At 52.4% G+C, this 12,465-nt stretch carries 18 protein-coding genes; 3 read left to right on the top strand and 15 right to left on the bottom strand.

Annotated elements, in window-relative coordinates:
* The first annotated feature begins 240 nt into the window (after positions 1 to 240).
* The 3 genes from QZ292_RS02715 to QZ292_RS02705 all read left to right on the top strand — a co-directional run bounded on the left by QZ292_RS02715 (position 241) and on the right by QZ292_RS02705 (position 2,679).
* A complete protein-coding gene (locus QZ292_RS02715) occupies positions 241 to 1,566 on the top strand; it encodes a site-specific integrase (protein ID WP_294597505.1) in 1,326 nt (441 codons plus the stop codon).
* A gap of 140 nt (positions 1,567 to 1,706) precedes the next feature.
* The gene (locus QZ292_RS02710) at positions 1,707 to 2,267 is read left to right on the top strand and encodes a type II toxin-antitoxin system antitoxin SocA domain-containing protein (protein ID WP_294597502.1); all 561 of its coding nucleotides are present in this window, start codon (positions 1,707 to 1,709) and stop codon (positions 2,265 to 2,267) included.
* A complete protein-coding gene (locus QZ292_RS02705; RefSeq protein WP_294597499.1) occupies positions 2,248 to 2,679 on the top strand; it encodes a hypothetical protein in 432 nt (143 codons plus the stop codon). The genes QZ292_RS02710 and QZ292_RS02705 overlap by 20 nt, the downstream gene beginning before the upstream one ends.
* 81 nt (positions 2,680 to 2,760) lie before the next feature.
* Here the strand turns inward: QZ292_RS02705 and QZ292_RS02700 are convergent, their stop codons facing one another.
* The 15 genes from QZ292_RS02700 to QZ292_RS02630 all read right to left on the bottom strand — a co-directional run.
* A complete protein-coding gene (locus tag QZ292_RS02700) occupies positions 2,761 to 3,168 on the bottom strand; it encodes a type II toxin-antitoxin system HicB family antitoxin (protein WP_294597496.1) in 408 nt (135 codons plus the stop codon).
* 34 nt (positions 3,169 to 3,202) lie between these two features.
* A complete protein-coding gene (locus QZ292_RS02695; RefSeq protein ID WP_294597493.1) occupies positions 3,203 to 3,391 on the bottom strand; it encodes a type II toxin-antitoxin system HicA family toxin in 189 nt (62 codons plus the stop codon).
* 138 nt (positions 3,392 to 3,529) lie between these two features.
* Positions 3,530 to 3,997 carry a DUF6808 domain-containing protein gene (locus tag QZ292_RS02690; protein ID WP_294597490.1) on the bottom strand — a complete coding sequence of 156 codons (468 nt, stop codon included), beginning with the start codon at positions 3,995 to 3,997 and terminating at the stop codon, positions 3,530 to 3,532.
* A gap of 19 nt (positions 3,998 to 4,016) precedes the next feature.
* The gene (locus QZ292_RS02685; RefSeq protein WP_294597488.1) at positions 4,017 to 4,457 is read right to left on the bottom strand and encodes a hypothetical protein; all 441 of its coding nucleotides are present in this window, start codon (positions 4,455 to 4,457) and stop codon (positions 4,017 to 4,019) included.
* Positions 4,454 to 4,972: a glycosyl hydrolase 108 family protein gene (locus QZ292_RS02680; protein WP_294597485.1), complete on the bottom strand. Its 519-nt coding sequence runs from the start codon at positions 4,970 to 4,972 to the stop codon at positions 4,454 to 4,456. Before QZ292_RS02680 ends, QZ292_RS02685 begins: the two co-directional genes overlap by 4 nt.
* A gap of 12 nt (positions 4,973 to 4,984) precedes the next feature.
* On the bottom strand, positions 4,985 to 5,476 hold the full coding sequence (locus QZ292_RS02675) for a phage holin family protein (RefSeq protein WP_294597482.1): 492 nt from the start codon (positions 5,474 to 5,476) through the stop codon (positions 4,985 to 4,987).
* A 9-nt stretch (positions 5,477 to 5,485) separates the two neighbouring features.
* Positions 5,486 to 6,697, bottom strand: a complete 1,212-nt coding sequence (locus tag QZ292_RS02670; RefSeq protein ID WP_294597480.1) for a hypothetical protein — start codon at positions 6,695 to 6,697, stop codon at positions 5,486 to 5,488.
* Positions 6,694 to 7,602, bottom strand: coding sequence for a phage tail protein (locus tag QZ292_RS02665; protein WP_294597477.1), 909 nt, complete (start codon positions 7,600 to 7,602; stop codon positions 6,694 to 6,696). The genes QZ292_RS02670 and QZ292_RS02665 overlap by 4 nt, the downstream gene beginning before the upstream one ends.
* On the bottom strand, positions 7,595 to 8,692 hold the full coding sequence (locus tag QZ292_RS02660) for a baseplate J/gp47 family protein (RefSeq protein ID WP_294597473.1): 1,098 nt from the start codon (positions 8,690 to 8,692) through the stop codon (positions 7,595 to 7,597). Before QZ292_RS02660 ends, QZ292_RS02665 begins: the two co-directional genes overlap by 8 nt.
* 2 nt (positions 8,693 to 8,694) lie before the next feature.
* A complete protein-coding gene (locus QZ292_RS02655) occupies positions 8,695 to 9,054 on the bottom strand; it encodes a GPW/gp25 family protein (RefSeq protein WP_294591765.1) in 360 nt (119 codons plus the stop codon).
* A gap of 7 nt (positions 9,055 to 9,061) precedes the next feature.
* Complete coding sequence (locus QZ292_RS02650) at positions 9,062 to 9,655, bottom strand: phage baseplate assembly protein V (protein WP_294597471.1); 594 nt, start codon at positions 9,653 to 9,655, stop codon at positions 9,062 to 9,064.
* Between the two features lies 1 nt (position 9,656).
* Entirely contained in the window at positions 9,657 to 10,655 is a 999-nt protein-coding gene (locus tag QZ292_RS02645; protein WP_294597469.1) for a contractile injection system protein, VgrG/Pvc8 family, read from the bottom strand.
* Positions 10,634 to 10,858 carry a tail protein X gene (locus QZ292_RS02640; RefSeq protein WP_294597466.1) on the bottom strand — a complete coding sequence of 75 codons (225 nt, stop codon included), beginning with the start codon at positions 10,856 to 10,858 and terminating at the stop codon, positions 10,634 to 10,636. The genes QZ292_RS02645 and QZ292_RS02640 overlap by 22 nt, the downstream gene beginning before the upstream one ends.
* Positions 10,858 to 11,724 carry a phage tail protein gene (locus tag QZ292_RS02635; protein WP_294597464.1) on the bottom strand — a complete coding sequence of 289 codons (867 nt, stop codon included), beginning with the start codon at positions 11,722 to 11,724 and terminating at the stop codon, positions 10,858 to 10,860. Before QZ292_RS02635 ends, QZ292_RS02640 begins: the two co-directional genes overlap by 1 nt.
* A gap of 7 nt (positions 11,725 to 11,731) precedes the next feature.
* The coding region (locus QZ292_RS02630; protein WP_294597462.1) for a hypothetical protein at positions 11,732 to 12,465 on the bottom strand (734 nt) is incomplete at its 5' end.

Below are 12,465 nucleotides of genomic sequence, written 5' to 3'. Positions count from 1 at the left end.
AAGATCGCTGATTATCAGCGATCTTTTTTCTTTTCGTGTGGTGCCCAGGACAAGAATTGAATATTGCAATATTCGATTTTCGGTTTACGTGGCAAATTATATACAAATACGCTGTAATTAAGTGCTTTATAAATTTTTCTTGGAGGTGATGTAAATTTCATTTTGTTGCTGAATATTGCAATATGTTGTGCAGATGTTGTGCGAGAAATGTATATTTGCATAACCGAAATTTATCTTGCCATGGCTACTGTAAAAGCCTTTATCCGCACCTCCACCCGAAAAGCGACAACCGTCAATATCCGGTTTCGACTGAGTGCAGGGCGGGGTGTTCAACTGTTTCATTCCAGCGAAATCGAAGTCCCGCCCGCCGTGTGGGATGATGCCCGACAGGAGGTGAAAGCCAAGGTAGTTTTCGACAGCTCCAGACGGATCGAAATCAACCGGAGTGTTGCGGATCGGAAGAATCTCATTTTGGAGATATACGACGCCACGGCAAACAAAGATGGGCTTACATCCGGGTGGCTGGACGAACAAATCGATCGGCGACTGCATCCCGAAAAATATGCGGATGCCAGCGACAAACAAACCTTTTTCGACGCCTTTGCCGAATTTTTGCGGGTGCATAAATACTCCCAGTGGCGGCAACGAGCTTTCCATGTAGTGATTCGCGCTTTGCAACGCTATGAACTGTACACCCGCAAAAAACAAGGTCCGGCCTTTGTCCTGTCGATGGATGCGATCACCCCGGCCTTGTTGTCCGATTTCGAGGATTTTTTACGCAACGAATACCGATATGCCGATCAACACCCCGACATCTACGAGGCGGTACCGGAAAGCAGGATACCTCAACCGCGAGGCCAAAACACAATAAACGGCATCTTAATTAAGATTCGCACGTTCTTTATTTGGGCCAATAAGGTCGGAAAGACCGGGAACAACCCGTTTCGCAACTATGTGATTGCCGAAAGCGTCTACGGAACCCCCTATTACATCACCATCGAGGAGCGAAATAAATTATACCGAACCAATCTGTCGCGACATCCTCAACTGGCCATTCAACGGGATATTTTCGTCTTTCAGTGCCTTATCGGCTGCCGGGTGGGGGACTTATACCAAATGACCCGAAATAACGTCATAAACGACGCGATTGAGTATATCCCACGGAAAACGAAAGAGGGACGCCCCGTAACCGTGCGTGTCCCTCTCAATGCGGTTGCATCTGAGATCCTGAACAAATATCCGTCCAATGGCGGCCCGTTGTTTCCGTTCATGGCACAACAGCAATATAACAAAGCCATCAAACGTATTTTCCTTGCTGCGGGCCTATGTCGCCCGGTGGTAGTTATCAATCCGACCACCCGCGAACAGGAAATACGGCCATTAAATGCAATAGCCTCTTCCCACCTGGCGCGGCGTTGTTTTGTAGGGAATCTGTATAAACAGGTCAAGGACCCGAATCTGGTAGGGGCTTTGTCCGGCCACGTGGACGGTTCGCGGGCTTTCGCCCGCTACCGGGAAATCGACGAAGAGATGAAACGCGACCTGGTGAAGTTGCTGGAAAAATAATAATGGCATGAACTTTGGGTGTTGCATCTGCAACAAAATATTCAATATCTTTGTAACACATTTCACCATAATTTAAAGGCTCCTGTTGCGTTTGTATCTTTGAGAGAAGGAGCAAATACACGGAAAAGGAGGACCCAATTATGAAATTTGACGAAACGCTAAAATCCAAAGAGGTGTTTAATTACCTCTTTGAGAAAGCGCAACAAGAGGGCATTCCCCTCACCCCCATGCAGGCAATCAAATTGGTCTACTTTTCCCATGCCTGGTATTTGGGATTCCACTCACAACCACTTTTGAATGAGCCGATACAAGCATGGCGTTTCGGAACCGTTATCCCTTCGTTGTATCATTCTCTCAAGATTTACGGATCAGGAAATATACGCTTTCCTATATTGAAAGATCAAGCCAAATATGCCCTATCTTTAGCATTGGGAACCGGAGATTTCCCCAAAGATGAGGTAATCTATCCCAACTTGACTAAAGAAGAAAAGGCTGTAGTAGATGCTGTATGGGATAGTTATAAAAACTTTGATGGTATAACTATGTCTAATATCATCCACCAAGCAGGGACACCTTGGTCTACAATTTGGAATGGTGGGCATTGCGGACGTTATGCAGTTATTCCAGACTCGCTCATTGAGGCATATTATAAAAGGAAGATAAAAAAAGCCGACGATCCTGATGACGAAGAATCTAAGTAAAATCAAGGAAATTATTGCAGATTCGGCGAGCGAGGAACAAAAAGAAGCAACATCTTCGGAAACAAGGAGGGACACCTCTATGATAGAAGATGAATCTCGGGAACTTTCCTCCGATCGGGATGAATATTTGCAACAACTAATAGAAGACCTCAAGCACTATCGAAAATTACGCAATAGATATGCAGGGTGCGTGTTTGTTTTTATGTGTTTTTGGGCGGTGATAATGTTTTCTATGCTCTTTATTAAAGGATTTTTAGGGCAATGCTTTACTTTATCTGACACTATTTTAACCACTTTGGTTGGTGGCACTACCGTCTCCGTGATTGGTCTTGTTGGATTTATGATGCAAGGGTTGTTTCATTCAAACGGAGCCAACGGGTCGAAGCAAAAACAATATTTCATCAAAGTTTAGTAATTATAGAAAAAGGACCGCCCTTTCTCATAGAAGAGGAAGAACGGTCCTGCCATTCATTGCGTAATAATCGTCAAACCACTACAGCAACGAAATGGCAGAAAGTTCCGCAGCCAGCTTGCGTAATCCCGTCTGTATTTTCTCCAACTGTGCCGGCCGGGGTTTCGATTTCCCGTGCGCATAACTCCAAATCTGCTTCGGATTGATTCCCGATAATCGACCCAAAGCAGCCGGCGTAATCACCCCCTCGTAGTATTGCAGAATGCTCGGCACGTCCAGTTGGTATTCGATCCGATAATCTTCATCCAGCCAATTCGGATATGCTTTTCCCTCCTCTTTACAATGCTCCACGTAGAACTCTATTTGAGCCTGCATGTCTTCTTTGGCCTCCTCGATCGTATCCCCGACCCCGGAAAACATCTCCTCCAAACAATACACCGAGAAGGTTCCATCCGTAGCCCGTTCTATTTTCGCTTCGATCGTTTTCATCTCTGTTTTATTTAGTGTGGAAGGGTGGGGCTTGTTACAGCCCCATCTCCCGTTTAATTTTCATTTCCAGCCCTTTCCCGATTTCGGCGCTTCCGTGGTCTGGTACCGGATAGGTTCGCCCGTCTTTTTCGTAGATAACGTGGCTGCCTTTGCCCCGTAGTTTTCTGCTGATCTGCCGCCAACCTCGCTGACGGATCAATCTGTGTAGTTCGTTGTACTTCATGTTGTAGTGGTTTGACACTACAAAGATAGATATATTTCTATTGTTTGCAAAATAAAAGTGTATTATTTTTCTACTTTTATGCAAACTTCGTGCAAAAAAAAGACCTCGTTTCGAGGTCTTACAATTAGTCTGCTGTTGTTATTTGCTCCACAAGACAAACCCGAACGAGACACCGACATACGGCTGTACTCCACGGGGGCCATAACCGACGCCCGGCCCGACCGTCAGAGCCCACCGCGGTCGTTTCCGTTGCACGACCGTATTTGTAACAATGGTCGATTGTCGATAAATCTCCATCTCTACCAGGCTCGGTTTGTAGCCCTCGACCACCGCCTTGTAGTCCTCCGTCTCGTACGTCTTGCGTTCGATCGGCAGGACGACGGCCGCCGAATCCTCCGGCAACGAATCCACTGCAGGAAGAGCCACCAGCACCGTATCATAACGAACAACCGTGCGCACCACCGGCACCGGGATCGGCTCCCGGATCGTATCGCGGACAACTACCGTATCTGTCCGCGCGGGTTCCGATTCTATGGGGGAGTCCGGCCGACGGCTCCAAAGGAACCAGCATGCGATCACTGCCGCAACGAGTAAAACTGTTATCAAATTTTTCATACTCGGACAGTTAGAAATGAATATCCCATGTGCCGACCAAGGACATGTATGGTGTCTTTTCTATCGGTTCCCGAACTTTTCGGGAAAACAATCGTCCGTCGGAGGTGTATAGACCGAACTCCCGGATCGCCATACCGACGGCATCGGCATAACCGAACGTGAAGTTGAAACGAACCGTTGCCGGGGCCGGATATTCGACGCTCTGAATATCGACCAATACCGCGTCCGAAATCGTGGTATCGTGGTCTGTCGGTTCATTTCCCGATGTCCCGGCCCCTACCCGCGCAATTCGTGCCCCGGGAACACCGGCCAGGGCTTCAGCCGCCGCGGCGTACCCCGTGGCGACGATGTGGTTATTCCCAGTGTCATGCCACAATTCGACGCCGGCCCTATCATAGGCTCGAAGGGTAAGCACGCCACGGGCGCGGCGCATATCGTCTTTGTTTTTCATTCTTCAAAGCGTATATCGTTCAATCTGTTCATCCATCCGCGCCGGAATCGCTCGTTTGTGGGAGTGCGGCGGCATATATCGTCGATGAATTGCACGCGTGCCGCCATGATCGCATCAAATACTTTGTGCGGGTCTTTTGCGTTCAATGCCTCCAGCGTTACCGGCCCGACCACGCCATCGACGGCAACGCCCAACAGTCGCTGGGGAATCTTAATTCCCCACACGCCGGATGCCCACACCCAATCGACCAAGATATTTGCCACGGATTGCGACCGGATGCCATCCGCCCGCCACCGATCCCAGTACAGCGTTTTGAATATCTCTTGCCACTCCACCGACGTCATACGTTTCAGGTCGTCCACCGATGTCGTCGCATACCCTTTCTGTTTGCGATAGGCCCGATAGGTGGCAATCGTTACCCCTGCGTTCGTGGCCCCGCCTTTGTCGTAGGGGTCGTTTACAAAGCCGCCTTCCCACTTCCGGATAAACGGCACCAATAGTTTGTAATCTGCCATAATTTGTGTTGTTTATTCTCGAAAATCGGTCGGGATCGGACTTTGCACCGATCCGGTATCATCTGCAATCCCTTTGAGCGTTTGCAGAATTTCGGCTGCTTTGCCGGCATCTTTACACTGGACGATCTGCCGGATGGCATCGGGGATATTGGCAGCGGCGGACCGTTTCGCTTTCAGGTTCTCGAACATGCTTTTCAGCTCGATATAGATTACCCCGACGATTCCCAGAATGGAGATATAAGGGAAAGCATACCAGGGAAACACATTTCCGATCACGTCGAGCAACAACAGCATAAACATGACGCTGTAGTAGTCCGACGCTTTGGAGAACGTCCGTCGCATACCTTGGCTGTCTACCTTTTCATGCAAGGCTTTGGCCTTTTTGAGTCCGGTCCACATGTCGCAAAAGACCGCGATCAGCACCATGACCCACAAAATAAAGATGACGATAAACGTGCGCATCAAACCCTCGAGATTGATTACCTCAACAATCATTTCGTTCATTTCCATACGTTACGCCCCTTGTATAGAGATGTTGAAATAAGATGTTTCCGAAGCGCCACTATCACCAGGCGTGGCTACAATAATACAGCCGTCTAACAGTTCGTCGCACACGACTGGCGCACGCCCTTTGAAAGTATTCCCACCAGCTCGCACTTTCGTTATGTGCGCGGTGGCTATATTTACAGCCATTTTGGGCAAAATATAGCATTGCATCCCGTACCCATCGCTTTTCCATGCAACCGACTGTATCCAACCTCCTACCTGTCCGGTAACATTTCCATTGGGATCGATCTGGGCGTAATACGTGGGCTTCAGGTTGCCGGAGTGGTAGAACTCTCTCCAGTCTGATACACTGCCGTCATCTGCATTTCGTGAGCGGAAGAAGATTCGATTCCAACCATTTAGCCACGAACTGTAACCTCCCAAACAGATCTCAACCTCGTAGCCGGACATCCCAAAACTTAAAAACGACGAGCTGTGACCTTCGACCGGCGTGTCGCCCTGTGTGAATCCATGCCCTGCCCTCCAGTTATTCAACAACGTTCCGCGACCGAGCCACTGCATTGCATTTGCTGCATCGAAGTTCCCGGAGTGGTAGAGTTCGCGCCAAGGGGTAAATCCTTGTTGATTGTTGTTACGAATCCAGAACCTTGCATTGTTTGATTCTTGGTTGTCACAAAAGAGCTGCAAGACTCCGTAAATTACACCCAATCCACTGAATGATGCAACAGTGCCGTTTGTAGGGGTGTTTCCGCTGTAAGAATATCCCGAACCTTGCTCCAGTTCGTTGGCATTGACACCATTCCCGATTATTCCGAATTTCCCCGCCAACGCCTCAGCCAGCGTCTCGGTGGTAACCCGCTCTCCGATCATCTGCATCACCGTCGCCGAGAAGTTCGGATCGTCGCCCAAGGCGGCCGCCAGCTCCTGAAGCGTGTCGAGCGTTTCGGGCGCGCTTCCTGCCAGGGCCGCCACGATCCGGTCGGCGTACTCCTTGGCGGTGCGCAACATCGTCTCGTCTTTCGTATCGACCGTGGCGAGGATCGCTACCTCGCGCGCGTCGGTGTACTCCTTAGCCGAACGCCGGGCGGCCTCGGTAACCGTTTCCGTGTGGTCGATCAAATGATTATTGAAATTCCGATGCGACTCCGGTTGAATCTCTCCCGTGTCATTGTCGAAAAATGTATCATCCGACAGTTTCTTCAACTCTTCTTTTGTCATGACTGTCTATCTTTTAACGTGTTATAAGCATACCCATAAGCTGAACTATAGGCATTCCAATTCAACAGCTGCTGTATCCGGAGCGTACCCAGCAACCGACCTGTAGCCGCTTTTATTTCGGTGGTCATTTCTCGCTTTGCGGTTCTGTTCGGATCCGATGTAACGAGTAATTCGGTAGTGCCGGCATGGCCGGTAAATTCCAGGGTAACGGCGTCCCCTGTGCCATCCGACCATTCGTATCGGGTTTGTTCGATAGTCCACGGAACAGAAGCTGTTATTTCGGCTCGCACAACTGTACCGCTCTTGTTCAGAATGACGGGATTCGGACAGACTGCCAAGGTTATTAAATCCAATTCGTCCCGCTCCTCAACCGTTGACCGAAACATTTCATCCGCCAATCTTTGGAAGAATCCGAGCGACACAAGGTGCGACCGTTCGTTTTTGTAGAACTCGACGAACAACCGCAATTTGCGGGCATCGTCAGCCGTGATACGGCGCGACATGCTTCCCTCGACCAACACCCGGAACTGGGCCCAGTCGTCGGGGCTGGCCGGACCGCCCGGTGTGGCCATAACTCCTTCTTCGATCACAATGACCGGAAAGCCGACGGTGCGGCATGCCTCCCGGATGGCCCAAGGCGTTCCGAGATATTTGTGCAGGGCTATGGATCTTTTGATGATGTCGCGCTGCTGTTGCTCGTTTTCTGCCATGGCGAACCCCTGCAAACCGTCCACATTGAACTGTTCGGCCAGGTATGGCAGTGCCTCCGGCGTACAGATGTCGACCAAATAGGCCATAAATGGAGCCAGGTCCCAGTTGTCCCACCGGTCGGCCACCAGCTCCGAGAAAGCCCGTGCCAATTCATTGTCGGATATGCCGCTTGCTATGACATGTTTGTTATCCACGATTGAACCCGGTTATGTTGACAGCGATTTCCGTACAGGTGGCAAATGCCGCGTCGGTAACGACTATATTTTCGGCAGGCTCGGTAACTGCCACATCATACACTGCCCCGATCCGGCATATTTGAGCAATATGCGACCGGATGATGTCTTGTCCCAACTTGCGGCGTTTCTCGGCGGCATAGTCCCGCAAAGCGGCTGTAATGTCCGCTTGCGTACCGGTCGCATCGGCATTGTCGTACAAGGTGACATCTACCTGTATGGCATATTCCATTCGGGTCGGAGCCGCGACGATGACTGTATCGGTCAACGGTCGAACATCTTCCGGACTGCATGCCGCGTATACGTCCGTAATAATCTGTTCGGGCGTGTCGTCGTTTTCGGTCAGCGGGACGATGACCACCGTTCCGGGCGTCGGAGAGGTGATAGACACATCCGTTATCAACGGATTGGCCGAAGTGGCGTAAAACTTATAGCTCGACCGGGAACCCGCCGACGAATATTGCGACGGGGCCAGCTTGATCCGCTCCCTCAACTGTTCGTCGGTTTCGACATCCGATCCCCCGCCGGTCGTGTCGAGGTTGGCGGCAGTCGAAACAAAGGCCAGCGGATCGAGGATCTTAGCGACAGTTCCCGGCGCATACCCGTTTGCGCCCTTCCCGGCGGTATCCGCCAACGCCTTGACTTCGACCGCATGGACATGATCCGGTATCGCTACATCGTCCACGGTCCGGAAAATCACATTGTCGTCCGTTGCCACCCGTGTCCCTTCGGGTATCAACACTGCACCGTGCCCATCGACCAAATCGAAACGCACCGTACAGCCGGCATACGCTGCTGGCAGGCGTTCGACGGCGACCAGTCCGGCGATATAATCCAAGATCGGGGCGCGGCTGAATTGATAGAGCATCTGAGCCATCCCCGCATTGAACCGGTTGGTCAAAAGCACTTCGCGGTAAACGATGAATTGGAGCATCAGTTGTTCGACCTGGGCCGGTTGCAATTCACGCCCCAACAACTCCTGTAATTTGGCCTTGCATTCGGCCATAATCACATCCGGATCGCGTTCGACAAATACGGGGATTTTGTTCATGGTTAAATTTTTACGCTAATCGTCATTTGTGCCGCCGAAGCAATGGCCGTCGCCTCGATCTGCAAGCTTCGCCCTGCCGGACCATTCCCGACCAATCGGCAACGGGTCACGGTGACGCGCGGTTCCCACCGTTCGATGGCGGTAATCGCTTCGTAGACCAACCGAGGCTCTACCTTGTTCGTCGGAGCGTCGATATAGCGATAAATACCGCTGCCGAATGCAGGCCGCAGCGGATCACTGCCCGGAATGGTATTCAGGATGATATAAATGCACTGGGCAATATCCTCCGCCCCTTCGACTCGGGCCGTCGGATCGCTTATGCAGACTTGCCAGTTGCGGGTGTCGCCGGTTGTTCCTGTCATCTTTCGGTTAGGGTATGGGTGGCCCGGAAGGTCCTGCCGGGGTCGTGTGCTTGTGGGTGGTCAAAGCCAGTTTCAACGGACCGGCGGTTACCTCTCCGCTGGCCGACACATCGCCGTCAACGGAGGTATTTCCGGCAATACTGGTGTCGCCCTTTATTTCCGTATCGCCCTTTATCTCTGTGTCTCCTTTTATTTCCGTATCGCCGGTTATCGCCACATCGCCCTCAACGGTCAATTTCTTGCACCGGAAATTCAATTCCGCATCCGGGGCATTGACCGTCAGGGCGTGCGATCCGGCATCGTAGTATATTTCGGTCCCGTCGCCGAAGCGGACGCCCAGCGTGTCGGGCGTCGCCCAATCGGGCGGAGTGTCCGTTGCGCTCCACAGAACGGCCACAATGCAACCTTGCTCGCAAAAGTCGTCCATCAGGCAGGCCACCTGCGAATTGACCTCGACCGGTATCCACTGTTTGACCGTCCGGCTGTTGGACGACGGCAGCGACAGCCATCCCGACACGATTTCGCTGTCGTCGAACGACACCCGCGCAAACCCCAGGTGCTCGCCCTCGCCTAACTCCGAAATGATCCCAAGTCTCAACATCCTACGATTGAACTATTTTTCTGACCGAAATATCCGTTGTGTATCCGCTGGCCGGATCTATGGTGTGGGTGCTTTGCGCGATGTGCCATTTCCCCGAAAATTCCCCCACGCCCGTCAACTCGACATTCACACCGGCAACCAGCCGACAATCTCCCGGCAGGGTGATCGTTCCGGTCGTCTTGTCTTTGTTTTTCGCTTTCAAGGCCCCTTTTGCTTTTGCCTGGGCTTGCCCGTCGTTTTCGACCCGCCCGCCGACAATCAACGTATCTTTCTTGGCCGGATCGCCGGACGGTTTGATCTGCCACTTCTTGACCGTGTTTGACCTCACGTCGCGCGTGGCCACCGTAGCCGCCGCGTAGACCTGCGACGTTTTGTCCTGAAACCGGGCTTTGCTCATTCGGTCTTTGCCAATCGTCATAACCGCCGGTTTCTTCTCCAGTTCGTCGACCGTCATAAACACCAGCTGCTGCCCGCGCACCGAGAAAATTAGCCCGTATTCCTTGGCCAGCTTTGCCAGGAACGAAATATCCGTCTCTCGGTCCTGGGTCTTACGCTCGATCTGAATCTTGGCCAGATCGCCCATGTTTCCGGTCAATTTCAAACCGTGTTTGTCGGCGAAGTACTGAGCGATCTTTTTCAACGACTGCTTTTCAAAAGCTTTGCTGTTCTTGGTCCGCAGGCTTTTCGAGATCGCCGCACCGAGTGCTTTTACATGGAGCGCATCGGGCGGAAATTCAAACTCGATTTGGTCGATCTCGAATAGACCGCAGTCCAACGTATTTCCCGCAACACCCAACCGGACCTCCAGGCTGTCGCCCTGCTGTGGATACCACGCTTTTTGCCACCGGGCCGCCGTGTCCTCAAACGTCAGCGAAATGTCGTCGCTCTCATCCTCCACCCGGTCCGTGTACGTGATCTTGGCGAGGTAAGGACTTACGTCACCGGTGATGTTCTTCCCGGCAATCGTAATTTCAACAGCTATTTTACCGATTGTTTCCACGGCGGCAAATTATCGTTCGTTTCTATGTCCATATTTTGCACGATGGGAACCACCAACACCGTTCCCATCGGGAAAACAGCATCGAGCGGCACAGCCGGATTGGCGTCGGCAAGGATCGCTATTCCGGCGTTGGAGCCGTAAAACTTGGCGGACAACCGGTCGATACGGTCCCCCTCAACAGTCGTGTAGTTGAAACTTTCCATCAATTCCCGCCCTCCTTGGTCGCCGAAAAGGCCACGACCGACGTGGCCGAAATACCCACTTTTTCAGCCGATGCGGCCAGCGTATCGACATTCATCTCCAAGACCGACATGTCAGCAACGTTGTCCAGCTTGGCCAAATTCTCGGCATACTGGATCGCCCCTTCCAGCGAGGTCGGCAGTTGCTGGGCACGTTGAATGATCTTTTTCGTGTTCTCGACCTTCGTTTTGGCCGTTTGATACACCTGTTTCACCTCGTCGGCCAGGCGGCGGACATCCCGGACCCCGCGTTTGAATTTCGTCGTACCTTGCTTGACCTTTCGCACCGTCTCTTTCATTCGATTTACCGCGGCCCGACCTTTGCTTATGTCCGCCGCAATGCTGTCTGCGGCGGTAGGAACCGGTGTGGCCGGAGGTTGCACCGGTGGCGGGGGCGTTATCCGGGCTGCCGAACGATCCGGCTTGACCGCCATGCCTTTTGCCGCCGGAGCGTCGCCCCCGGTATGTTCCAGCAAATCGACCGAAACGCTCGCCACCTCCAGTACCCCAGTCGGCGAATACCGTTGCGGAGTTAGGTCTACCGAGGTTATGACATACTTTCCGACCACCGTACCGTCGCCCATGATGAACGGCAGGACCTCTGCCGACACCATCGACTGCCGCAAGGCCTCGACTTCGACGACCGGATCGCAGAAGTCGACCGAAAAGAGCAACGAAAGCCGGATTTCGCCCAACTCTTCGCCGGTGAATTGCAGAGCGTCTTTCCCATTTACCAACGCAATACGCCCATAGCGGACGCCGCCGTTTTCCGACCACGATCCGGGCGATTTCAACCCTTCGAATATGTGGTTACCAAGCTGCGCTAACATCTCCTCTCTATGCGAATGAAAGCCGGGCGCGGTTGGCCGCGGCGCGTTCGATCATTTCCAGTATATCCCGCTCATGTTCTTTCAGTAATTTGCGCAAATCCGGTTCGACAGTTCCCGCGGCACCGGCCTCAACGGTGATTTGTGGGGCATAAGTGATCGAAGTACCGCCGACGGTGTTGGCAATCTGTGATACCGGCACCGTGGCTGCTCGATTTTCGGAGGCCAATGCTCGGTTCACCTGGCCGATCCGGCTCCCCCCCTCGTCGATATTCCGGCTGAATCCGCGGTTGGCGCGCTCGGCCATCCGAGATGTCGAGCGTTCCACCTTTCCGGTTCCGCCGTCGATGCCGACAGTCAGACCGGCTGTAATATTGGCCCCGTATTCGGCGAACAGCTTGGAGGGCGAATGGATGCCGAAAAACGACTTGAAGCCGTTGGCGATCTTCCGACTGATGTTCTTGATTCCTTCGATTGCTTTTGTGGCCATCCCGGTGATCCCGTCGATCAGCCCTTGGATGATCTGTCGGCCCCCTTGGTGGAAGCGTTGCCAAAGACCGGAAAAGAACTCCGAAATACCGTTCCACATGTCGGAAAGCCACTCTACCGGATTCAGTTCGGCGAAAAACCCTTTGATTCCGTCCCATGCGCCGACAAACACCCCCTTAACCCCGTCCCATAGCCCAGAGAACCACCCTTTGATCGAGTCCCAGTGTTTTATGACTAACCCTTGCGGGGTATAGT

Origin of the sequence: uncultured Rikenella sp. (assembly GCF_910577125.1) — a bacterium.
Lineage (GTDB): Bacteria > Bacteroidota > Bacteroidia > Bacteroidales > Rikenellaceae > Rikenella.
This window is presented reverse-complemented; position numbering and strand designations above follow the sequence as displayed.